Origin of the sequence: Ramlibacter sp. (assembly GCF_035627355.1) — a bacterium.
In the GTDB taxonomy this organism is placed as follows: Bacteria; Pseudomonadota; Gammaproteobacteria; order Burkholderiales; family Burkholderiaceae_C; genus Ramlibacter.
In genome coordinates, this window is the sequence record NZ_DASPLW010000069.1 from 58,561 (window position 1) to 80,389 (window position 21,829).

Below are 21,829 nucleotides of genomic sequence, written 5' to 3' on the forward strand. Positions count from 1 at the left end.
CGGCTTGCTGAGTCTTTCGCTCGCGCTCGGCGGCTGCAGCGCGCTCAAGCTCGGATACAACTCGCTGCCACAAGTCGCCTGGTGGTGGCTGCAGCGCTACGTGGACTTCGAGGGCGAGCAGGCGCGCGATGTCCGCGAGGACCTGCACCGGCTGCTGGCCTGGCACCGCAGCGCCGAGCTGCCCCGCATCGCCGCCCTGCTGCAGCGCGTCGAGCAGGAGGCGGTGGCCGACACCACGCCCGAACGGGTCTGCGGATTCGAGCCCGAGCTTCGCGAGCGCTACCTCGCACTGCGTCGGCAGGCCGAGCCGATGATCGCCGCGCACGCGATGACGCTGACACCAGCCCAGCTGCAGCAACTGGATCGGCGCCATGCACGCAACGCCCGTGCATTCGAGCGCGACTGGCTGCAGTTGACGCCCGCCGAGCAGCTGGACAAGCGCCTGCAGCAGATGCGCGAGCGCGCCGAGCGGGTCTACGGCCACCTGGGCGAACCGCAGCTCGCCGCACTGCGCCGGGAACTGGAGCAGTCGGCCTTCAGCCCGGTGTTGTGGCACACCGAGCGGCTGCGGCGGCAGCAGGACACGCTGGCGGTGCTGCGCGGGATCACCTCGCAGCCGGCGACGGCGGAACAGGCCCGGGCCGCGGTGCGCGGGTTGCTGGAGCGCCTCGACCGGTCGCCCGACCCCGCCTGGCGCGCCTGGCAGCAGGAGCAGGTGCCGGAGGCCTGCCGCCTGGTCGCCGCCCTGCACAACGCCACCACGGCCGAGCAGCGCGCGCACGCCGTGCGGCGCCTGCGCGGCTGGCAGCGCGACCTGGCGGACCTGTCGGCGGATCGATGAGTTCGGTCGCCGGCGGCAATCGCATGGTCGTGGTGTGGCGCTTCGCCGCGGCCACCACGCTGATCATGCTGGCCTTCGCGATGAGCGCGCCGGTGCTGGCCGTGAGCCTGCAGCAGGCCGGCGCCAGCCCCTCCGCGGTGGGCCTGTTCGCGATGTTGCCGTTCCTGATGATCGGCGTGCTGATCCCGCTGGTGCCGCGGGTGATCGCGCGCTGGGGCGTGGTCCGCACCTACCGCGCGGGCTGCCTGCTCGACCTCGCCGGCGCCGCCCTGTATGCGCTGACCGACCACTGGCTGCCCTGGTCGCTGGGCTCGGTGATCACCGGCATCGGCGCCGCGGCGCTGTGGAACGCCACCGAGGCGCTGCTCGCGCGCGAGGCACCGCCGGCGCAGCGCGGCCGGGTCATGGGGCTGTACCAGACCTCGCTCGGCGCTTCCCTGGCCATCGGCCCCTTCCTGCCCGGCCTGCTTGGCTGGGGCGCGCGGCCGGTGCTGTGGGCCGGCGCCGCCCTGGTGGCCCTGTGCTGCGGGATGGCGGCCGCCATCCCGGCGCGTTCCACCCGCGAGCCGCCACCGGGGCAGGCCGGCACCTGGGAGGCGATGCGCACCGTGCCGCTGCTGGTGCTGATCGCGTTCAGCGGCGGCGTGTTCGAAGCGGGATTGGGATCGGTCAGCGCGGCCCATGCATCGGCCATGGGATTGCAATTGAGCGCGGCCGCCACGGTGGCGGGCGCGATCGGCGTCGGCAGCTTCGCCTGCCAGTACCCGGCCGGCCTGGCGGCCGATCGTTTCGCGTTGCGCAACGTGTTCACGGTCGCCGCCCTGCTGCTGCTGGCTTCCAGCATCGCGGCCGGCTTCATCGCGCAGGCGCCGTGGCTGCTCTGGTGCGTGGGCGTGGTGTGGGGCGCGGTGGGCGGCGCGCTGTACACGCTCACCATGGTGGAAGTGGCCCACGTGTTCGCGGGCCGCGCGACGGCCGGGGGCGCCGCCGCCATGATCACCGGCTACACCGCCGGCGGCACGGCCGGCCCGGTTGCCACCGGCGCCGCGCTGCAGTACGCCGGCGTGGCCGGGATGGCGACGGTGCTCGGCCTGCTGGCCGTGGCGACCTTGGTGGCGGCCCGCAGCGTGCGGGATTGACGCCGCGGCCGCGAATGGACCTGCGGCATCGCCCGGGCGGGAGACTCAGTGCTCGCCCTTGGAGTGCGAACGGCCTTCCCGTTCCGCCTCCTTCATCTCGCGCGCTTCCTGCTCCGAGCGGGGGCGGGCCGCCTCGGCGTCGGACTTCACGTCGTGCGACTTCAGGTACTCCTCGGTGCGCTGGTTGTAGTCGCGCGTGCCTTCGTAGCTGCCCTCGCCCATCTGCTGCTGGGGCTTGCCTTCGGGCGATGGCTGCTGGCCGCCCTTCTTCGGGTCCTGCGACTGGGCCCGCTGCTGGGGCTGCTGTTGCTGCTGCGACTGCTGCCGCGATTTCCTGTCCTGGTTCATGGGGCACTCCTTCGAAAGCCCCAGCTTAGGAAACGCGACAGCGTGCCGCCGTCGGCGCAGTTCGCGCGATCCGTCAGCGGGTTTCCGACAGTTCGCGCGACTCCGCGCTCACTGCTGCAGCTGGGCCCACATCTCCTTGTCACGCTCGGCCGTCCAGATGCGCGGGTTCTTGATGCCGCGAGCCTCGTCATAGGCGCGGCTGACGTCGAACGGCAGGCAGTGCTCGTAGATGAAGACGTGGCCGAACACCGGGTCCATGCTCTTGCGCGTGTGCGCCATGGCCGCCTTCAGGTCCATGTTGGCGGCGGCCGCTTCCTTGGCGGCCGCGAACAGCGTCTCGACCCAGCGCTTGGTGTAGTCCAGCGCCTTGTTCACCAGCGCGTTGCCCTTCATGGCCTCGCCGCGGCCGGGCACCAGCGCCTCGGCCTTGAGCGCACGCAGGGCCTCCAGCGTGGCCGGCCACTCCTCCAGGTGGGCGTCGCCGGTGTAGACGCCGGCTTCGTACTCGACCAGGTCGCCGGAGAACAGCACCTTCTCCTCTTCCACCCAGGCGATGGTGTCGCCGCGGGTGTGGCCGGGGCCCGGGTGCCAGACCTGCACCTTCACGCCGCCCAGGTCCAGCGTCAGCTTGCCGGGCACCTCGCCCTTGGTCGGGTCGCCGCCGCCGATCACCAGGGTCGGCCAGGTCAGGCCCGGCACCGTCTCGGCGTTGCGGAACAGGCGCGGGAAGCGCTCCATCTCCGACTGCATGTCTTCCTTGCCGCGCTCGACGATCAGCTCGTAGGTGCCCTGGCTGGCGATGATCTCGGTGGCGCCCTCGGCCGCATACGCGCTGGCGCCCAGCACGCGGACCGCGTGGTAGTGGGTCAGCAGCACGTACTTGATCGGCTTGTCGCTGACGGTGCGGATGCGGGCGATCAGGTCGCGCGCCATGGCCGGGGTGGCGGTGGCGTCGCTGACCATGATGAACTTGTCGCCGATGATCACGCCCGAGTTCGGGTCGCCTTCGGCCGTGTAGGCCCAGCAGTGCGGGGAGAGCTGCTCGAAGGTGATCTTCTTGTCGGCCAGGTCGGCCTGGCTCGCGAAGGCTTTGGACACGGTGGGTCTCCTGCAATCCGGTGGCAAAGCAAACGATTCTACTTACCGTAATGCATTACGGAATGTTGAACGAGGAAAGACCCGGAGCGCTGCTTCCCTCGGGGTGCCCCGTTACGGCCGAAGGCCTCCGCGAGAGGCCTCAGAGCGCCAGCATCCAGTCGGCCATCTCGTCCGCGACCTGCTCGACCAGCCGGGGCTGCCCCGCCAGGTAGTGGTTGCCGCCCTTCACGTCGATGTTGCGGATGCGTCCCGGCGCGGCGGCCAGCCAGGCGTCTCGCGTGCTCGGGAAGGTCGACTGGTCGGCGGTGTAGGTGTGCAGCAGCACCGGCACGCTGGTCCTCGCCAGGTTGGACGGCCCGTCGGCGCGGCTGGCCGGCGACCACTGGGACAGGAATCCGGTGAGCGAGGTGATGCGGCCCATCTGGCTGGCTGCGTAGTTCACCGCGCGGGCGCCGGCCACCCCGTTGCCCCAGACGCTGCCCACCTCGCGGTCGTTCGCATCCAGCGACAGGTCCAGGCAGCGCGGGTCGGCGTGGGGGCGGTGGATGACGAACACCTGGTCGCGAGGGCTGCCGGGTGCATCGAGACTGCGCAGCAGGGCGAGGCGCTGGCGCACCCAGCGGTCGATGCGGTCCAGGCGCGCCTGCTGCGCCGCGTGGAAGCTCGCCATGAACTCCGGCGTGTACGGCGGGCCGTTGGCGGGGTCGTACATGTCCAGGTCCGGATTGGCCGACAGCGGATCGGCCTCGTCGAACACCGAGGGATCGATCCACTTGCGCATCAGCGCCGAGCGGCCCTCGTGCGCGGCGCACAGCGCGATGCCCTGCACCGGCGGCAGGTCCGCCGGCGACAGCCCGGCCGGGTCGCCATCGAGCATGTGCTCTATGGTCAGCTGCTCCGCCTGCGCCTGGTAGAAGGCCGCCAGCGAGGCGCCGCCGGAATTGCCCACCAGCACCACCTTGTCGTACCCCTGCGCGCGCAGCCACTGCACGCCGGCGCCCAGGTCCTGGATCACCCGCTCCATCAGCAGCAGCGTGTCGTTGCCCGAGTAGCGCGAGTTCAGCCCCAGGCAGGCCACGCCGCGCTGCGCCAGCGGGCCGATCAGGTAGTGGCCCATGAAGTTGCTGGTGGGGTGCATCACGATGGCCGCCACCCGCTTCGCACCGGCGGGCTGCGCGAAGGCACCGTAGATGCGCGGGCGCAGCAGCTGCAGGCCGGACTGGCTTTCCAGCGCGGCGCCGGGCTTGACGTCGATGACGGCGAGCTGCGGGGTGGGAGTGGTCATGGGGGGGCAGTTTGCCAGCGACTATTCGGCATGAAGTCCGCTGCGCTACTCCCGCTTCAGCCCGGTTTCTCGTGAGGGCGAGCGATGGGACGCCTTGGCGCCGGCTTCCCGATCTTCACCTTGGCACTTCTCTCGTCTGTGATTTCGGTCGGACCAGCTACTACCTTAGCTCTTGGTTTTCGGCGGATTTTGACATCTTCAATGACGGGCTTAGCGGCCTGCGAGTCCTCAACCACCTTGGAAGAAAAACTTATGTCGTAGATATCCTTGTATGCACCCTGAAATTGCTCGCTCTCTCTAAATTTATGAAAGAGCGGCCATTCGTGGTAGTTCAGTTCATTTACAAGTTCACCATTTTTTCCGATCTGCCGCATGATGTCAGCCGCACCATCAAAATCGTCGTTCATGACTGCAATCGCGAGCTTGAAATCTCGATACGACGCAGACCAATCCATCGAGTCCAACAGCCTAAGTGCTTCCTCGTTTCGATCGGAGAACTTAAGAGCAATGGCGGCATTCACAACACGCACACGGAGATGAATCTCTTGGACATTCTTGCGCATCGCATCAGTCAAACTAAACTCTGCGAGTTCAGCAGCCAACCTCCAGCGCTTTTGCTGCAGTACAGAGTAAATCGCATCACTCATCGCGCGCGACTGGAGCTCAACTTCATTAGGGAATAGTTTTCTCCAGAGCGTGTGAGTCAACATGAACCCAACCTTCATGATCAGCCGAGTCGCTCTATAGAAGTATTTCGCGTCGACCCGAAGAACTTCGCCAAGTACAGGACGCTTCTCGAAGCGGCAACCCTCTCGTTCGCATATAAGCAGATACTGCTCACTGACTTTCCCGCCACAGTGCGTTAATAGGTTTCTACGCTGCGAAAGCTCAACAAACTCGCCCCATTCGCGAAATTCACGCAACTTTAAGCCAAATTTCTTCTCTAATGAGGCAAACTGTTCCACATAGCTATCGCGCCGGAAGGTTTCAATTTCCTTCTCCAGCATATTAAGCTTAACCGCATCAAGATTTTCAAACTGAAGAAGATCCGCGAAGCTAACTTCTCGACTAATGCTTTTTAGCAGATCACTTTTGGAAGTATAAATCGCCGCAAGCAGCGTTCCGGTAAATGAGTCAAACTCGCTAAATAACTGCGTAAAAAGCGACTTCTCCAGTGTGTGGATCATCTGTGTTCCCGGAAACTCCTTAAGCTGTCGAGTGGCATCGAGCAGCTCCGCCGCTTCGTGCGCAGACTGAATTAAATATCCGTTGCCATCTTTATCGAGGTGGCCTTGGAATTTTTCGATCTTCTTCCATTTTTTTGCAGCCTCATCACTCACCCATTTCGCAGTATTCGGAATAACCGTCGAAGCCGTGTCACGGATGGTCCCAACGGCAGCAAAGAGATTCTCCAGTGCCGAGTTCATTTCACTTTGAGCTTGAATCACAGGTTGCGGCACAACGGCCGACGTAGCAGGCGCGTTACTCACTATCACCCCCGAGACTGAACCGAGGCACATTCTAGAAAGTTGGGGTAAAGGCGAAAGCCCGGCCGGTCTGCCACTCCGAATTCCCAAGCTAAGTTGTCTCCCGCCGGTTGAATAGTTGGTGAATCAGATTGAGCAGCCACCGGATCCCCGCATCCCCCTCGAACCTTCGGCTCCAGTGCAGCGACACCGCGAAGTCGCGCCCGGCCACCGGTGGCTCCACGATCGCGAAGCCGCCGGCCTCGGCAAAGCCGCGCGCGATGTCGCGCGGCATCACCACCGCCAGGTCGGTGGCCCGGACGATGGAAGGAAGAGCCATGAAGTGCTCGGCCGTCAGCCGCAGCCGGTCCTCCACCCGCAGCCGCTGCAGGATCCGCAGCGTGTCGGCGTGGGTGCGCACGTTGACGAACTCCAGCTCGCGCAGCGCCTGCAGCAACGCGGCGCCGGTGCGGCGCTTGCGGGTGAAGGGGTGGCCTTCGCGCAGCAGCACGATGTAGCGGTCGCGGAACAGCTCCAGCCGCGGGGCTTCGCGCACCATGGGCAGGAAGCCGATGGCGAAGTCGATGCGGCCGCTGTCCAGCGCGTCGGCGATCTCGTCGGATGGCAGCGGCTGGCTGGCCAGCCGCACGCCGGGAGCGCGCTCGCGCAGCGCCACCATCAGGTGGGGCAGGAAGCGGCCCTCGCCGATGTCGCTCAGGTGCAGGCGGAAGGTGCGCTGCGAGGTGGCGGGGTCGAACTCCACCGACTCGCCCAGGGCGCCTTCCAGCAGGGTGAGCGCGGCCGCCACCTGCGGCGCCAGCCGGTCGGACTTGGGCGTGGGCTGCACGCCGCCGGGCGCGCGCATGAAGAGCGGATCGCGGATCAGCGTGCGCAGGCGGGTCAGGCCCTGGCTGGCGGCCGGCTGGGTCAGGCCCAGGCGCTCGGCCGCGCGGCTGACGCTGCGGGCGCGGTAGACGGCGTCGAACAGGCGCAGCAGGTTCAGGTCGACGTCCTTGAGATGCATCCTGCTTATGTCGCTTAGTCGGCTCATTGTATTGATCGATGTCACTGCACCGCCGACACTGGCGCTTCACCGCGGAGGCACGAACCCTTGGAAGTCTCGTTCAGCAAGGAAATCGAACTGCTGCGCCTGGGCCGCGGCGAGGTGTTCCACGGCGAGGGCATCCTCGCCATCACCAAGGCGCTGCTGCAGTCCGGCGTGGCCTACATCGGCGGCTACCAGGGCGCGCCGGTGTCGCACCTGCTCGACGTGATGGTGCAGGCCCGGCCCTACCTCGACGAACTGGGCGTGCACGTGGAGGCCTGCTCCAACGAGGCCTCGGCCGCCGCCATGCTGGGGGCATCCATCCACTACCCGTTGCGCGGCGCGGTGACCTGGAAGTCCATAGTCGGCACCAACGTCGCGTCGGACGCGCTGTCCAACCTGTCGTCGCCCGGCGTGACCGGCGGCGCGCTGATCGTGGTGGGCGAGGACTACGGCGAGGGCGCCTCGGTGATCCAGGAGCGCACCCACGCCTATGCGCTCAAGTCGACGATGTGCCTGCTGGATCCGCGCCCGCAGCTGCCGCAGATGGTGAAGATGGTCGAGCACGGCTTCCGGCTGTCGGAGGCGTCCAACATGCCGGCCATCCTGGAGTTGCGCATCCGCGCCTGCCACGTGCGCGGCAGCTTCGTGGCGGGCGACAACCGGCCGCCACCGGTGTCCACGCGCCAGCTGATGGCGAACCCGGCCGCGTTCGACTACATGCGGCTGGCCCACCCGCCGGTGACCTTCCGCCACGAGAAGCTCAAGTCGGAAGAACGCATCCCGGCGGCGCGGCGCTACATCGTGGAGAACGGGCTGAACGAGCTCATGCCCGGCAAGCGCCAGGACATCGGCATCGTCGTGCAGGGCGGCCTGTACAACGCGCTGGTCCGTTCGCTGCAGCAGCTGGGGCTGGCCGATGCCTTCGGCGACAGCGAGATCCCGCTGCTGGTGCTCAACGTCACGTATCCGCTGGTGCCGGAGCAGGTCGCGGAGTTCTGCGCCGGCAAGCAGGCGGTGCTGGTGGTGGAGGAAGGCCAGCCCGAGTACATCGAGCAGGAGATCGCCACCCACCTGCGCCGGCGCGACATCCAGACGCGGCTGCACGGCAAGGACCTGCTGCCCATGGGCGGCGAGCTGGGGGTCGAGGTGCTGGTCAAGGGACTGCTGGATTTCCTCCCTCCCCCTCTGGGGGAGGGTCAGGGTGGGGGCACGCGCGGCGCCCCCGGCATGCCCCCACCCCAGCCCTCCCCCAGAGGGGGAGGGAGCCTGAAGGCGGCGAGCGAATGGCTCGCCTCGAATGGCAAGCGCCGGCAGGAAGCGGCCGCAATGCTGGCCAAGCCGCTGCCGGCGCGGCCGCCGAGCTTCTGCATCGGCTGTCCCGAGCGGCCGGTGTTCTCCGCGCTCAAGCTGGCGCAGCAGCAGATGGGCCCGGTGCACGTGGCGGCCGACATCGGCTGCCACGCCTTCGGCACCTTCGAGCCCTTCTCCACCGGCCACTCCATCCTGGGCTACGGCATGAGCCTGGCCAGCCGCGCCGGCGTGTCGCCCATGATGCAGAAGCGCACGCTGGCCATCATGGGCGACGGCGGCTTCTGGCACAACGGCCTGCTCACCGGCGTGCAGAGCGCGCTGTTCAACGGCGACGACGCGGTGCTGCTGATCTTCAAGAACGGCTACACCTCGGCCACCGGCACGCAGGAGATCATCTCCACGCCGCAGGAGGACGCAAAGTTCGCCAGCAGCGACAAGGCGCAGAGCCTGGCGCACACCAACCGCACGATCGAGTCGACGCTGCAGGGGCTGGGCGTGAAGTGGATGCGCACCGTGCACACCTACGAGGTCGAGGCGATGCGGCGCACCATCCTCGAGGCCTTCGGCACCGACTTCGACGGCCTGAAGGTGATCGTGGCCGAGGGCGAGTGCCAGCTGGAGCGCCAGCGCCGCATCAAGCCCTGGATCGCCGGCCTGCTGAAGAAGGGAAAGCGCGTGGTGCGCGTGAAGTACGGCGTGGACGAGGACGTGTGCAACGGCGACCACGCCTGCATCCGGCTGTCGGGCTGTCCCACGTTGACGCTCAAGGACAACCCCGATCCGCTCAAGGTCGACCCGGTCGCCACCGTGATCGACGGCTGCGTGGGCTGCGGCCTGTGCGGCGCCAACGCCCATGCGGCCACGCTGTGCCCCAGCTTCTACCGCGCCGAGGTGGTGCAGAACCCGAAGTGGCACGAGCGGCTGCTCCATTCCCTTCGCAGCGCCGTGGTGCGCGCCCTGCAACCGGCATGACGACGATGAACGCTTCCCCCATCACCCTGCTGGTCTGCGCCCTGGGCGGCGAAGGCGGCGGCGTGCTGACCGAATGGCTGGTCGACACGGCCCGACGCGCCGGCTACCCCGCGCAGGCCACCTCGATTCCCGGCGTCGCGCAGCGCACCGGGGCCACGACCTACTACGTCGAGGTGTTCCCGCTGCCGCTCTCGCAGCTGGGCGGGCGCGAGCCGGTGTTCAGCCTCAGCCCGGTGCCGGGCGCCCTGGACGCGCTGGTCTCCTCGGAACTGCTGGAGACCGCGCGGCAGATCGGCGCCGGCATGGCCTCGCCGGAACGCACGCGGGTCCTGACCTCGACCGCGCGGCTGCTGACGGTGCAGGAGCGGATGCAGCTGGGCGACGGCCGCGCCGATGCAGGCGAGCTGCTGAAGCTGGTGCAGGCCTTCAGCCGCGAGCACCAGGTGTTCGACATGAACGCGGTGGCCAAGGAATGCGGCACCGTGGTCAGCGCCGTGCTGCTGGGAGCGATCGCGGGGAGCGGCCTGTTCCCGTTCGAGCGGCGCTTCTACGAGGAGGCCGTCTGCGGCGGCGTGGCGCCGGAACAGGCGGGCGGGATGGCCAAGGCCAGCCTGCGCGGATTCGCGAAGGCGTTCGACATCGTGAGCCGGCACCAGCAGCAGGCCGGGTACCTCGCGCAGGTGATGGGAGCGGACGCACCGGACTCCCACCTTGGTGCGGACGACCCGGCACTGTCCGTCATCCCCACAGAGGCGGGGATCCAGGGCTTCCCGGAACCCGTGATGGAGATGGCCAGGCTGGGCTACGCCCGCCTGCTCGACTACCAGGACCGCGCCTACGCCGACCGCTACGCCGAGCGCCTGCGCCAGGTGCTCACGGCCGAGCGCGAAGTCGATCCTGATGGCGCGCACGCTTTCGCCATCACGCGCGAGATGGCGCGCTGGCTGGCCCTGTGGATGGCCTTCGACGACATTGTGCGGGTGGCCGACCTGAAGAGCCGTGGCAGCCGCCGCCGGCGCGTGCAGGGCGAGGTGAAGGCCGCCGACGGCGACCTGCTCAAGGTCTACGACCACTTCAAGCCCGGCGTGCCGGAGTTCGCCGCCCTGCTGCCGCCGGCGCTGGCGAAGCGGCTGGTCGCGTGGGACCGCCGCCGCATCGCCGCTGGCCTCGAGCCCTGGGCGCTGCCGCTGAAGGTCGGCACGCACACCGTGCTCGGCATGCTGGCGCTGCGCACGCTGGCCGGCCTCAAGGGCCTGCGCACCCGCGGCAGCCGCTTCGCCTTCGAGCAGCAGATGATCGACCGCTGGCTGGGCGGCGTGCTGCAGGGCACGCGGCGCGACTGGGCGCTGGGCCACGAGCTCGCGCTGTGCGGCCGCCTGATCAAGGGCTACGGCGCGACCAACGAGCGCGGCAAGGCCTCGCTGCTGCACGTGCTGGACCACCTGGCCGGCCTGCCGGACGCGCAAGCCGCGGCCGGCGCGGTCGCCGAGGCACGCAATGCCGCATTGGACGACGATGCCGGCAAGGCGCTGGACGCCACGCTGGCGCGGCACGGTGCGCCGCCGCGCGAGATCCAGCCGCAGCCGATCCGCTTCGTGCGCCGCAATCCCGCCCCGCGCAAGGCCGCCTGACCAGCACGGCGACCCGGCGGCAATTCACGCACGCATCCGGCCACGCAGCAGCCACACGCGGCTGTGCGAGCCCTCGCGCAGGGCGCTGTTGACGATCGCCAGCTCGCCGTCGGCGTGGACGGCGAGCTTGGGGATCAGCAGCCCCTGCGAGCTGCCGTTGAAGCCGCCTTGCGGGTCCCGGCTGTGCGGCACCAAGGCCGTGGGCAGGAAGTGCTCGCCGCCGTCCAGCGACACCGCGAGCCCGAGGCCGCGCGGACGTTGCCGCACGTCGTCCTGCAGCTCGGCCAGAACGTACACCCTGCCGCGCGCATCCACGCCGAGGGATGGGTAGCCCGCGCTCACGAAGGGCCGCAGCAAGGTCGGCGTGATCGCGCGTGGCGCCTCGAAGCTGAGGCCGCCGTCGCGCGAACGCGCATGCAGGATGCGCTGGCGCCGGAAGGGCGCGCCTTCGCTTTCGCCCCAGGCCAGGTGCACCACGCCCGCACCGTCGACTGCCAGCCGGGGTGCATCGGAGTAGCCCTCGCTGCGTTTCACCCGGACAGGCGCACCGAAGCGAGCGCCATCGGGGGCACGCGCGACATGGACGTCGGCGGCGGGATCGTCTCCCTGGGTCCAGGCGAGCAGCAGCGCGCCGTCGTCCGCGAGCGCCAGCGACGGCGCCCGGGCCGGCGGCTCGCCGCGACCACCGGCCACCCGCTGCGGCCGGTCGAAGCTTCGACCCCCGTCCTGCGAGCGCGCCAGCCACAAGGGGCCGTCGTACTCGGTCCATGCCGCCCACACGCGGCCTTGCGTGGCCGCCAGCAGGTCGTAGCTGCCGTTGTGCCAGATGTCGGGCGTGACGCGCCCCTTGCCGTCGCCGCCGCGGGAGGACGAGAGATCGATCGGCGCCGCGAAGCTGCGGCCGCCGTCCTCCGAGCGCGCCAGCAACATCTCGCCGCCGTGCGAGCCGCCGGAGAAGACGATTTCCTGCCACAGCACGCAGGCCGATCCGGGCGCGTCCGGCGCCAGCGCCAGCCGCGGCAGCCAGGAAAAAGCCTCGGGCTGGCCGGCGACCAGGACCGGATCGCTCTCCGCCCGGCCGTCCGCGCGGCGCCGCTGCACCAGCACGGCCTTGCGTGCCTGGTCCACCCACGCGACCACCGCCGTGCCGTCGGCCGCCAGGGCCACGGCCGGATCGTCCACGAAGTCGTAGCGCGAGTCGTTCTGCTGCCACGGACCGCGTACGCCCTGGCCGCGCGCCAGCTCGACCGGTTCGCTCCATTCCAGCCGAGCTTCATCCTGGCGCGACGGTGATGCCCGCGCGATCCCAAGCGACGGCAGCAGGAGAAGCAGCGCCCGCCGGTGCATGGCCTTTGGAGCCGAGCCCTCCTGCGCGGTTCGGCCCAGCGGACCCAGCGCGCGCAGGGGCAGGTGTAACGCCCGGTTCCATCCCCTTGCAGCGGGTCCATCCGCCGCCACCTGTGCTGCGACGCGCCGGCCGGCGCGTGCAACCTGGAGTGGCCATGTTCAAACGCCTGACCTTGCTGTGGACCCTGGTGCGCGGTGATGCGCGCCAGCTCTGGTTCGCGCTGCGGCACCCGGCCGCCCCGGGCTGGCTCAAGCTCGGCACGGCCCTGGTCGCGATCTACCTGCTCTCGCCGATCGACCTGCTGCCCGACGCGATCCCGTTCGTGGGCGTGGTCGACGACCTGGTACTGGTGCCGCTGGCGATCCGCTGGATGCTCAAGCGGCTGCCGCCCGAGCTGGCACGAGCCAGCGAGCAGCGGCGCGCGCACTGAATCCCGCAGCCGGCCTCACGAGGAGGGCAGCAGCAGCACCAGGAAGCGCCCTGAACTCATCGCCAGGATGGCCCCGCTGCGCGAAATAGCGAACGCGTCGATCAGCTCCACGCCCGAGACGCGGGTGTTCAGGTCCACCAGCCCCTGCGCGGCCGTCCAGATGAACGCGTGGGTGCGGTCGCTGCCGGCCAGCGCCGAGCGCCCGACCACCTGCCCCGAGTCGTTGATGGCGGCCGCGACCGACGCGGGCCCGCCCAGCGTGCCGAGGTCCTGCATCGTGCCGTCGGACCAGAGGAAGGCGTGCGGCCGCGGGTCGGCGCCTTCCGCGCTGTCGGCCTGACCCACGACCTGGCCGCTCCTGTTCATCGCCAGCGCATCCGACTGCGGTCCGCCCAGCGTGCCCAGGTCGCGCAGGCCGCCGACCGCACTCCACAGGAAGGCGTGGTGCGCAGTCTCCGACTGCAAGGGTGCGAGCTCGGCGTTGCCGGCGGCCTGGCCGGCATCGTTCAAGGCCCGCACGGTCGCATTCGGGCCGCCGAAGGTGCCGAGGTCGCGGATACCCGCAGTTGCGCTCCACACGAAGGCATGCGTGCCCGGCTCCGCATCGTCGGTACGCATCGAACCAGCCACCTGGGCGGCTTCATTGAGATGCAACGCGGTCGTGTGGGTGAAGGGCGCCGGTGGCTCGCCCAGGTCCATGCGGCCCGAGCCTTCGGTCCAGAGGAAGGCGCGCTGCGGACTGCTGGAGCCGAAGCCGGGTGACGGCGACTGCGTGCCGGCGACCTGGCCGGCCTCATTGATCGCCGCGCCGATCGAGGACCCGCCCTCCGGCGCGCCCAGGTCCAGCGGCGGGATCGGTCCGCTGCCGGCGTCCGGGGTCCAGCGGGCGGCGTGCACGAGGCCGTCCGCCATCTGGATGCCGCCCGCCACCTGCCCCGCTTCGTTCATGGCCGCAGCGGACGACCACATGAAGGACGGCGACGGATCGAGCAGGCGGCTGGTGTTGGTGGGGCCGTCGAAGAAGCTGGCGAAACGGCCCGCGTGCGAAGCCGTCACGGCCATCTGGCCGGCCGCGTTGACGCAGCTGTGGCAGCTGCCGTCGTCATAGGGCGTGAGCTGGAAGACGCGGTAGATGACGGCGACCTCGCCGCCATTGGAAGGTGCACCCGGCGTGACCGGCGGCGTGCCGCTTCCCTGCCCGGTGCCGCCACTGCCGCTGCCGCCCGAGGGCATTCCCGCAGTGCCGGCCGTCGTGCCGCTGCCCTGTCCACCGCCGCCGCTGGCGCTGGCGCCGCCCACATCGCCGGCGACGAGGCTGCCATCGCCGCCTCCGCCCCCGCCACCGCCGCAGGCAGCGAGTGCGGCCACCAGGATCGTGCGCAACAACCACGGCCGCCCATTCACGGCGGCCAGCCGACCAGCGAGCTGCGACATGGCGCTCTCCCGAAGCGCCGCCAAGGTAGGCCTTTCCGGTCAACGCGGCGCATGGCGCGCTGTAAGCGGCGTGTCACTTGGACACTGAGCTGGGCGGCCTGGCTGCCCGGGCGCTCAGAGCACCAGCAGCGCGCGGAAGTCGTTGACGTTGGTGTGGGTCGGGCCGGTGACCAGCAGGTCGCCCAGCGGGTCGAAGAAACCGTAGGCGTCGTTGCGCTGCAGGTGCGCGTCGGCCTTCAGCCCGGCCGCCGCCGCCCGCGCCAGCGTGTCCGGCGCGACGAAGGCGCCGGCGTTGTCTTCCACGCCGTCGATGCCGTCGGTGTCCGCCGCCAGCGCCCAGACGCCGGGCTGGCCCTGCAGCGCCTGCGCCAGGCCGAGGCAGAACTCGCCGGCGCGGCCTCCGCGGCCGGGCGCCGTGCCCGGCGCCGGCTTGCGCACCGTCACCGTCGTCTCTCCCCCCGAGAGGATCACGCACGGCCGCGCGAACGGCTGGCCCTGTCGCGCCACCGCTCGCGCCAGCGCCGCATGCACCTTGCCGACCTCGCGCGATTCGCCCTCGATCTCGTCGCTCAGGATGTGCGCCGCCAGCCCGGCCGCGCGTGCTGCGTCGGCGGCCGCCTGCAGCGACTGCTGGGGCGTGGCGATCAGGTGCACGGCATGGCCGGCGAACACCGCATCGCCCGGCTTGGGCGTCTCCAGCGCACCCTGCTCCAGCAGGCTCATGATCGCGCCCGGCACCGCGATGCCGTAGCGCGAGAGGATGGCGACCGCATCCGCGCACGAGCTCGCGTCCGGCACGGTGGGGCCGCTGGCGATGATCGACGGGTCGTCGCCCGGCACGTCGCTGATCGTGAGGGTGACCACCGGGGCCGGCGCGCAGGCTGCGGCCAGCCGGCCGCCCTTGATGCGCGAGAGGTGCTTGCGCACGCAGTTCATCTCCGCGATGGTGGCGCCGCTGGCCAGCAGTTCGCGGTTGATGCGCTGCTTGTCCTGCAGTTCCAGCCCCTCGGCGGGAAGCGTCAGCAGCGCCGAGCCGCCGCCGGAAATCAGGCACAGCACCAGGTCGTCGGGCGTGAGGCCCTGCGCCAGCGACAGCATGCGCTGCGCCGCGGCCAGGCCTGCCGCGTCGGGCACCGGGTGGGCGGCTTCGACCACCTCGATGCGCGCGGGCAGCCCCGGCGGGCGCGGCGGCACATGGCCGTAGCGCGTCACCACCAGGCCCGACAGGGGCGCCTCGGCCGGCCACAGCGCCTCCACCGCCTGCGCCATTGCACCGCCCGCCTTGCCGGCGCCGAGCACGAGGGTGCGACCGCGGGGGGGCGGCGGCAGGAACGGCGCCGTATTGTGCAGCGGCAGCGCGCGATGCACCGCCGTGCGGTACAGGTGTTCGAGGAAGGCGCGCGGCTCGCGCCGCGGATCGGGGGGTGTGGGCGGCTGGTGCACGCGGCGATTGTGCCGCTCACTCCACCGGGGCGCCCTGCTCGAACCAGCGCGCCAGCAGCGCCCGCTCGGCGTCGGTCATGCCGGTCGAATTGTTCAGCGGCATCAGCTTCGCGACCACGGCCTGCTGGTAGACCGACACGGCGTGCTGCTTGAGCGCCTGCGGGCTGTCCAGCCGGACGCTCTTCATCTGCACCTGCTCGCCGTGGCAGAGGTAGCAGCGCTGCGCCAGCACGGGCTGGACCTGGGCGTAGCCGACCTGCTGCGGCAAGGCCGGCGCGGCGGCCGCACCGCCGCCGGCCGGCGCCATCCACGCCGCAGTGGCCGCGATCACGGCGATGCCGACCAGCGCATAGGGCAGCGGATGGCGGTTGCGTCCCAGCTTCCAGCCGTGCCGCAGCACGAAGAACTGGCGGATGGCCGCACCGGCGGCCATCAGCAGCACCAGCACCAGCCAGTTGCGCGGATGGTTCCACAGGAAGCTGTAGTGGTTGGACAGCATGGCCAGCAGCACCGGCAGCGTGAAGTAGGTGTTGTGCACGCTGCGCTGCTTGCCGCGGATGCCGTGGATGGGATCGACCGGCTGGCCGGCGCGGATGGCAGCCACCATCTTGCGCTGGCCCGGGATGATCCAGGCCAGCACGTTGGCGCTCATGGCCGTGGCGATCATGGCGCCCACCAGCAGGAAGGCCGCGCGACCGGGGAACCACTGGCAGGCCAGCCAGGCGGCCAGCGCGACCAGCACGGCGACCAGCGCGCCGACGATGCGGTCGCCGCCTGGGCGGCTGCCGAACACGCGGCAGACCGCGTCGTAGGCGAACCAGAACACGGCCAGGAAGGCCAGCGCCACCCCGGCCGCGACCGGCGGCGACCAGTCGACCAGCGAGCGGTCGACCAGGTAGCTGCCGGCGTTCCACAGGTAGGACACCGTGAACAGCGCGAAGCCGGACAGCCAGGTGGTGTAGCTCTCCCAGTAGAACCAGTGCAGGTGCGCCGGCAAGACGGGCGGCGACACCGCGAACTTGACCGGGTGGTAGAAGCCGCCGCCGTGCACGGCCCACATCTCGCCGGACACGCCCTGGCGCCTGAGGTCCTCGTCCTCCGGCGGCGTCAGGCTGGAATCCAGGAACACGAAATAGAAGGAGGAGCCGATCCAGGCGATGGCGGTGATCAGGTGCAGCCAGCGCAGCAGCAGGTTGGACCAGTCGAGCAGGTAGCTTTCCATGGGGTGTTCAGTCGGGCGCGGACGCCGCTTGCAGGAGTTGGGCGACGGCGGCCACGGCGATCACGGCCGGCTGCTTGCCGGTGATCCCGGCGATGCCGATCGGGCAATGCACCGCATCCAGTTCGGCCGCATCGAAGCCGCGGTGCTCCAGCCGGTGGCGGAAGGTCGCCCACTTGGTCTTGCTGCCGATCAGGCCGATGAAGGGCAGGTCGGCACGCGCGCGGCGGCGCTGCAGGCAGGCCGCGAGGATGTCCAGGTCCTCGGCGTGGCTGAAGCTCATGATCAGCACCAGGCTGCCGGGTGCGAGCTGCGGCACCGCGCCGTGCACCGGGTCGGAGTGCTCGCAGGCGACGTTGTCCGGCACCTGCCGCGGGAAGACGCCGTCACGGCTGTCGATCCAGGTGAGCTGCAGCGGCAGGCCTTCGCACAGGCGCGCGATGGCGCTGCCCACGTGGCCGCCACCGAACAGCGCCACCGGCGTGAGGGGACGGGCCAGCCGCTGTCGTAGCGCCGGCAGGTCGGCAGCGTCCACCGATTCGAAGTCGAGGTGCACCACGCCGCCGCAGCACTGGCCCAGGCTGGGGCCGAGCGCATAGCGCTGCCGCCGCGGCGCGGACTGCCGGCCCGCCAGCATCTCGCGCGCCAGCGCGATCGCATCGAACTCCAGCCGGCCGCCGCCGATGGTGCCGGCCTCGCCCTGCGGCAGCACCAGCATCCATGCCCCGGGTTCTCGCGGTCCCGAGCCCTCGACCACGGCGACGGTGACCAGCACCGCGCGGCCCTGCGAAGCGAGCGCAGCGAACGCGTCCATCACAGGATGGTCCCGCGTGTCTGTGTCGGAGGGCAACAGGTGAACTCAGCCGTTAACGAGGGCATCAGGATTTTTCCGCTGGCAACAGCTCTGCAGTCACCGGATGATCGCGCCCGGCAGGAACCGCCTGTCGTGCCCGAGGAGAAGAAATGAAGAAGTTGTCGCTCCGCGGCGCTGGTTGGCTGGTGGCCGGCGGCACCGCCGCCCTGCTGGCCGCCTGCACGTCGACGCCGCCCGAGCCCGAACCCCCGCCGCCCGTGGTGGTGACCCCGCCGCCCGCCGAACCGCCGCCGGTCGCCGAGCCTGAACCGCGCGCCGTGTCCTCCGCCAGCACGCCACGCGCCTACCGCCGCGATGCCGCCAGCCACCTGTACTCGCTGCACCAGGACCGCATCTGGAAGGGCCGCATGCCGCCGCTGCTGTACGCCATCGGCGTGCTGCAGGTCGAGGTCGACCGCCAGGGCCAGGTGGGCAAGATCGACTGGATGCGCGCCCCGCGCCACGCCCCGGAGGTGATCGCCGAGATCGAGCGCATGGTGCGCGCCGCCGCGCCCTACCCCGCGCCGACGCGCATGGGCAAGGTCGTCTACACCGACACCTGGCTGTGGCACAAGAGCGGGCGGTTCCAGCTGGACACGCTGACCGAAGGGCAGGACTGAGAACCCATCCTCGCGACCCGATTGGTCATCCCCGCGCAGGCGGGGATCCAGGGCTTCTGGGAAGCCCGCGAAAGCGGTCGCACTGGATTCCCGCCTTCGCGGGAATGACGGGTACCTCATGCGCGGAATTCCATCGGGGGTTTTCATGACCCCCGATACGTCGAATAGCTCCACGGGCTGACCAGCAGCGGCACGTGGTAGTGCTCCTGGCTGCGCGCGATCCCGAAGTCGATCGCGACCTGGTCCAGGAAGGGCGGATCCGGCAATTCGACACCGCGCGAGCGGAAATAGCCGGCGACGTCGAACACCAGCCGGTACGTTCCCGCCTTCAGTTCCTCGTTGCCATACAAGGGGCCGTCCGGGTTGCGCCCGTCGGCGTCCAGCGTCAGGCGCCGCACCAGGGTGGCCTGCCCGCCCTGCGTCGTGTACAGCGCCACCGCCATGCCGGCGGCGGGCGTTCCATGCATCGTGTCCAGCACGTGGGTGCTCAGGCCCATGTTCAGCTCCAGGGGGGTCTGGCACGAGTGTATGCACACCGTGCTGCACGACTATCATGCCCGCGGCAAGGACACGACGTGAGCACCTTCTACGACAGCACCGCCGACTACCCGCGCGACCTCGTCGGCTACGGCCGCAAGCCGCCGCATCCGCAATGGCCGGGCCAGGCCCGCGTCGCCGTGCAGTTCGTGCTGAACTACGAGGAAGGCGGCGAGAACGCCGTGCTGCATGGCGATCCGGCCAGCGAGCAGTTCCTCTCCGAGCTGTTCAACCCGGCGGCCTACCCGGCGCGGCACCTGAGCATGGAGGGCATCTACGAATACGGCTCGCGCGCCGGCGTCTGGCGCATCCTGCGCGAGTTCGAACGGCGCGGCCTGCCGCTGACGGTGTTCGGCGTGGGCATGGCGCTGCAGCGGAACCCGGAGGTGGCGGCCGCCTTCGTGGAGCTCGGGCACGAGATCGCCAGCCACGGCTGGCGCTGGATCCACTACCAGGACGTGGACCGCGAAACCGAGCGCGAGCACATGGCGCTGGCGGTCCGCACCATCGAGCAGCTCACCGGCGTGCACCACGGCACGCCCGGCGCCATCCACGGCGCCGGCTGGTACACCGGCCGCGACAGCCCCAACACGCGCCAGCTCGTCGTGGACCACGGCGGCTTCGAGTACGACAGCGACTACTACGGCGACGACCTGCCGTTCTGGATGAAGGTACGCCGCAGCGACGGCCAGGTGGTGCCCCACCTGGTGGTGCCCTACACGCTGGACACCAACGACATGCGCTTCTCGCTGCCGCAGGGCTTCTCGCAGGCGGACGACTTCTTCACCTACCTGCGCGACAGCTTCGACGCGCTCTACGCCGAAGGCGATCCCGCCGGCCTGGATCGGCCGAAGATGATGAGCGTGGGCATGCACTGCCGGCTGCTCGGACGCCCCGGCCGCATCGTCGCGCTGCAGCGCTTCCTGGACCACGTCGAGAAGCACGACCACGTATGGGTGTGCCGGCGCATCGACCTCGCGCGCCACTGGAAACGCGTCCATCCTTTCCCCGCCTGACCACCATGCCCCTGACCCTGGACCCACTCAATGCCGCCGGCGAGACCGAGGCGGCGCGCCTGCTCGAGGGCGTGTACGAGCATTCGCCCTGGATCGCGCAGGCGGCGCTCGCGCAGCGGCCGTTCCGCTCGCTCGCCCACCTCAAGCACGCGCTGGCACAGGCGGTGCAGGCGGCCGATGGCGAGCAACAGCTCGCGCTGCTGCGCGCCCACCCGGAGCTGGCCGGCAAGGCGATGGTGAGCCGGACGCTGACGGCGGAATCCACGCACGAGCAGGGCAAGGCCGGGCTGGCCGACTGCACGCCCGCGGAATTCGAGACGATCCAGCGCCTGAACGCGGAGTACCGGGCCAAGTTCGGCTTCCCCTTCATCCTGGCGGTGCGGGGGCCGCGCGGCACCGGGCTGGCGCGCACCGAGATCATCGACACCCTGGCGCGGCGCCTGGCCAACCCGGCGGACTTCGAGAAGGCCGAGGCGCTGCGCAACGTGCACCGCATCGCCGAGATCCGCCTGGACGACAAGTTCGATGCCGCGCCCGTGCAGGGCGAGCGGGTCTGGGACCAGCTGGAACGGCTGGCCCAGTTCAGCGATCCGGGCTTCAAGGAGCAGGGGCAACTGACGGTCACCTACCTCACCGACGCGCATCGCTCGGTGGCGGCGCTGGTCGTGCAGGACATGCAGGAGGCCGGCTTCGACGACGTGCACGTCGATGCGGTGGGCAACGTCGTGGGCCTGTACCGGGCCAGCGCCGACGGCGCGGGCGTGCGGCGCCTGCTGACCGGCTCGCACTACGACACGGTGCGCAACGCCGGCCGCTACGACGGCCGGCTCGGCATCTACGTGCCGATCGCCTGCGTGCGCGAACTGGCCCGCGAGCAACGCCGGCTGCCCTATGCGATCGAGGTGGTCGCCTTCGCCGAGGAGGAAGGGCAGCGCTACAAGGCGACCTTCCTCGGTTCGGGCTCGCTGATCGGCGATTTCGACCCGGCCTGGCTGGACCAGCGGGACGCCGACGGGACCTCCATGCGCGAAGCGATGCAGCGCGCCGGCCTGCCCGCCACGCTGGAGGCCATCGCCGGGCTGCGGCGCGATCCGGCGGCCTACCTGGGCTTCGTCGAGGTCCACATCGAGCAGGGTCCGGTACTCAACGAGATGAATCTGCCGCTGGGCGTGGTCACCTCCATCAACGGCGGCGTGCGCTACCTGTGCGAGGTCACCGGCATGGCCAGCCACGCTGGCACCACGCCCATGGACCGGCGCCGCGATGCGGCCGTCGGCGTGGCGGAGCTCGCGCTGTACGTGGAGCGGCGCGCCGCGCGCGACGGCGACTCGGTGGGGACCATCGGCATCCTCACCGTGCCGGGCGGATCCACCAACGTGATCCCCGGCCGCTGCCAGTTCACGCTGGACCTGCGCGCGCCGAACGACCCGCAGCGCGATGCGCTGGTCGACGACGTGCTGGCCGAGCTGCAGGCCATCTGCGACCGGCGCGGCCTGCGCTTCACCTGCGAGCGGACCATGCGCGCCGCCGCGGCCCCCAGCCATCCGCAATGGCAGGCGCGCTGGGAACGGGCCGTGCAGGCCCTGGGCCTTCCCGTGCACCGCATGCCCAGCGGCGCCGGCCACGACGCCATGAAGCTGCACGAGGTGATGCCCCAGGCCATGCTGTTCGTGCGCGGGCAGAACGCCGGCATCAGCCACAACCCGCTGGAGAGCACGACCGCCGACGACATCGAGCTGGCGGTGCGCGCCTACCGGCACCTGTTAGAGCAGCTGGCAAGCGAGGCCTGA

19 protein-coding genes are annotated in these 21,829 nt (G+C 70.1%); 8 read left to right on the forward strand and 11 right to left on the reverse strand.

Features of this window, described 5'->3' with window-relative positions; all coding sequences use genetic code 11:
- The first annotated feature begins 4 nt into the window (after positions 1-4).
- Both VEC03_RS17185 and VEC03_RS17190 read left to right on the forward strand, forming a co-directional pair.
- Positions 5-841: a DUF6279 family lipoprotein gene (locus VEC03_RS17185; RefSeq protein WP_324917943.1), complete on the forward strand. Its 837-nt coding sequence runs from the start codon at positions 5-7 to the stop codon at positions 839-841.
- Positions 838-1,980, forward strand: coding sequence for an MFS transporter (locus VEC03_RS17190; RefSeq protein ID WP_324917946.1), 1,143 nt, complete (start codon positions 838-840; stop codon positions 1,978-1,980). The genes VEC03_RS17185 and VEC03_RS17190 overlap by 4 nt, the downstream gene beginning before the upstream one ends.
- A 45-nt stretch (positions 1,981-2,025) precedes the next feature.
- Here VEC03_RS17190 and VEC03_RS17195 read toward each other — a convergent pair whose 3' ends face one another.
- The 5 genes from VEC03_RS17195 to VEC03_RS17215 all read right to left on the reverse strand — a co-directional run bounded on the left by VEC03_RS17195 (position 2,026) and on the right by VEC03_RS17215 (position 7,201).
- Positions 2,026-2,328 carry a hypothetical protein gene (locus tag VEC03_RS17195; protein ID WP_324917951.1) on the reverse strand — a complete coding sequence of 101 codons (303 nt, stop codon included), beginning with the start codon at positions 2,326-2,328 and terminating at the stop codon, positions 2,026-2,028.
- 108 nt (positions 2,329-2,436) lie between these two features.
- Complete coding sequence (locus tag VEC03_RS17200) at positions 2,437-3,426, reverse strand: MBL fold metallo-hydrolase (protein WP_324917954.1); 990 nt, start codon at positions 3,424-3,426, stop codon at positions 2,437-2,439.
- A 139-nt stretch (positions 3,427-3,565) separates the two neighbouring features.
- A complete protein-coding gene (locus VEC03_RS17205; RefSeq protein WP_324917957.1) occupies positions 3,566-4,711 on the reverse strand; it encodes an alpha/beta hydrolase in 1,146 nt (381 codons plus the stop codon).
- A 56-nt stretch (positions 4,712-4,767) separates the two neighbouring features.
- Positions 4,768-6,138 carry a hypothetical protein gene (locus VEC03_RS17210; protein WP_324917959.1) on the reverse strand — a complete coding sequence of 457 codons (1,371 nt, stop codon included), beginning with the start codon at positions 6,136-6,138 and terminating at the stop codon, positions 4,768-4,770.
- 151 nt (positions 6,139-6,289) lie between these two features.
- Positions 6,290-7,201: a LysR family transcriptional regulator gene (locus VEC03_RS17215; RefSeq protein WP_324917962.1), complete on the reverse strand. Its 912-nt coding sequence runs from the start codon at positions 7,199-7,201 to the stop codon at positions 6,290-6,292.
- 87 nt (positions 7,202-7,288) lie between these two features.
- Between VEC03_RS17215 and VEC03_RS17220 the strand changes: the two genes are divergently transcribed.
- Together VEC03_RS17220 and VEC03_RS17225 are read left to right on the forward strand one after the other, a co-directional pair.
- Positions 7,289-9,508 (forward strand): indolepyruvate ferredoxin oxidoreductase subunit alpha, encoded by a 2,220-nt coding sequence (locus tag VEC03_RS17220; protein ID WP_324917965.1) that lies wholly within the window; start codon positions 7,289-7,291, stop codon positions 9,506-9,508.
- Between the two features lie 5 nt (positions 9,509-9,513).
- Positions 9,514-11,139 (forward strand): indolepyruvate oxidoreductase subunit beta family protein, encoded by a 1,626-nt coding sequence (locus tag VEC03_RS17225; RefSeq protein WP_324917968.1) that lies wholly within the window; start codon positions 9,514-9,516, stop codon positions 11,137-11,139.
- 24 nt (positions 11,140-11,163) lie between these two features.
- On the opposite strand, the gene VEC03_RS17230 is transcribed toward VEC03_RS17225, so the two are convergent.
- Complete coding sequence (locus tag VEC03_RS17230; RefSeq protein WP_324917971.1) at positions 11,164-12,486, reverse strand: sialidase family protein; 1,323 nt, start codon at positions 12,484-12,486, stop codon at positions 11,164-11,166.
- A gap of 155 nt (positions 12,487-12,641) precedes the next feature.
- Here VEC03_RS17230 and VEC03_RS17235 point away from each other — a divergent pair, with 155 nt between their 5' ends.
- Entirely contained in the window at positions 12,642-12,917 is a 276-nt protein-coding gene (locus VEC03_RS17235) for a YkvA family protein (RefSeq protein WP_324917974.1), read from the forward strand.
- Positions 12,918-12,932: 15 nt separating this feature from the next.
- Here VEC03_RS17235 and VEC03_RS17240 read toward each other — a convergent pair whose 3' ends face one another.
- From VEC03_RS17240 to xdhC, 4 genes are all read right to left on the reverse strand, one after another.
- Positions 12,933-14,351, reverse strand: a complete 1,419-nt coding sequence (locus tag VEC03_RS17240; protein ID WP_324917977.1) for a hypothetical protein — start codon at positions 14,349-14,351, stop codon at positions 12,933-12,935.
- Positions 14,352-14,465: 114 nt separating this feature from the next.
- Positions 14,466-15,794, reverse strand: coding sequence for a glycerate kinase (locus VEC03_RS17245; protein WP_324917980.1), 1,329 nt, complete (start codon positions 15,792-15,794; stop codon positions 14,466-14,468).
- A gap of 16 nt (positions 15,795-15,810) precedes the next feature.
- Positions 15,811-17,016, reverse strand: a complete 1,206-nt coding sequence (locus VEC03_RS17250; RefSeq protein ID WP_324917983.1) for a urate hydroxylase PuuD — start codon at positions 17,014-17,016, stop codon at positions 15,811-15,813.
- A 7-nt stretch (positions 17,017-17,023) separates the two neighbouring features.
- Positions 17,024-17,827: a xanthine dehydrogenase accessory protein XdhC gene (xdhC, locus tag VEC03_RS17255; RefSeq protein ID WP_324917986.1), complete on the reverse strand. Its 804-nt coding sequence runs from the start codon at positions 17,825-17,827 to the stop codon at positions 17,024-17,026.
- A gap of 149 nt (positions 17,828-17,976) precedes the next feature.
- On the opposite strand from xdhC, the gene VEC03_RS17260 reads away from it, so the two are divergent.
- Positions 17,977-18,486: a hypothetical protein gene (locus VEC03_RS17260; RefSeq protein WP_324917988.1), complete on the forward strand. Its 510-nt coding sequence runs from the start codon at positions 17,977-17,979 to the stop codon at positions 18,484-18,486.
- Positions 18,487-18,629: 143 nt separating this feature from the next.
- Here the strand turns inward: VEC03_RS17260 and uraH are convergent, their stop codons facing one another.
- A complete protein-coding gene (gene uraH, locus VEC03_RS17265) occupies positions 18,630-18,983 on the reverse strand; it encodes a hydroxyisourate hydrolase (protein ID WP_324917991.1) in 354 nt (117 codons plus the stop codon).
- A 78-nt stretch (positions 18,984-19,061) separates the two neighbouring features.
- Between uraH and puuE the strand changes: the two genes are divergently transcribed.
- Positions 19,062-20,039 carry an allantoinase PuuE gene (gene puuE, locus VEC03_RS17270; protein ID WP_324917994.1) on the forward strand — a complete coding sequence of 326 codons (978 nt, stop codon included), beginning with the start codon at positions 19,062-19,064 and terminating at the stop codon, positions 20,037-20,039.
- A gap of 5 nt (positions 20,040-20,044) precedes the next feature.
- Positions 20,045-21,829 (forward strand): 2-oxo-4-hydroxy-4-carboxy-5-ureidoimidazoline decarboxylase, encoded by a 1,785-nt coding sequence (gene uraD, locus VEC03_RS17275; RefSeq protein WP_324917997.1) that lies wholly within the window; start codon positions 20,045-20,047, stop codon positions 21,827-21,829.

What these genes read in the sequence shown, in the direction of transcription:
- VEC03_RS17260 (WP_324917988.1), top strand. Translation starts at nt 17,977, where the DNA reads ATGAAGAAGTTGTCGCTCCGCGGCGCTGGTTGGCTGGTGGCCGGCGGC.
- VEC03_RS17235 (WP_324917974.1), top strand. Translation starts at nt 12,642, where the DNA reads ATGTTCAAACGCCTGACCTTGCTGTGGACCCTGGTGCGCGGTGATGCG.
- VEC03_RS17195 (WP_324917951.1), bottom strand. Translation starts at nt 2,328, where the DNA reads ATGAACCAGGACAGGAAATCGCGGCAGCAGTCGCAGCAGCAACAGCAG.
- uraD (WP_324917997.1), top strand. Translation starts at nt 20,045, where the DNA reads ATGCCCCTGACCCTGGACCCACTCAATGCCGCCGGCGAGACCGAGGCG.
- xdhC (WP_324917986.1), bottom strand. Translation starts at nt 17,827, where the DNA reads ATGGACGCGTTCGCTGCGCTCGCTTCGCAGGGCCGCGCGGTGCTGGTC.
- VEC03_RS17225 (WP_324917968.1), top strand. Translation starts at nt 9,514, where the DNA reads ATGAACGCTTCCCCCATCACCCTGCTGGTCTGCGCCCTGGGCGGCGAA.
- VEC03_RS17215 (WP_324917962.1), bottom strand. Translation starts at nt 7,201, where the DNA reads ATGCATCTCAAGGACGTCGACCTGAACCTGCTGCGCCTGTTCGACGCC.
- VEC03_RS17230 (WP_324917971.1), bottom strand. Translation starts at nt 12,486, where the DNA reads ATGCACCGGCGGGCGCTGCTTCTCCTGCTGCCGTCGCTTGGGATCGCG.
- VEC03_RS17240 (WP_324917977.1), bottom strand. Translation starts at nt 14,351, where the DNA reads ATGTCGCAGCTCGCTGGTCGGCTGGCCGCCGTGAATGGGCGGCCGTGG.
- VEC03_RS17190 (WP_324917946.1), top strand. Translation starts at nt 838, where the DNA reads ATGAGTTCGGTCGCCGGCGGCAATCGCATGGTCGTGGTGTGGCGCTTC.
- uraH (WP_324917991.1), bottom strand. Translation starts at nt 18,983, where the DNA reads ATGGGCCTGAGCACCCACGTGCTGGACACGATGCATGGAACGCCCGCC.
- VEC03_RS17250 (WP_324917983.1), bottom strand. Translation starts at nt 17,016, where the DNA reads ATGGAAAGCTACCTGCTCGACTGGTCCAACCTGCTGCTGCGCTGGCTG.
- VEC03_RS17205 (WP_324917957.1), bottom strand. Translation starts at nt 4,711, where the DNA reads ATGACCACTCCCACCCCGCAGCTCGCCGTCATCGACGTCAAGCCCGGC.
- VEC03_RS17210 (WP_324917959.1), bottom strand. Translation starts at nt 6,138, where the DNA reads ATGAACTCGGCACTGGAGAATCTCTTTGCTGCCGTTGGGACCATCCGT.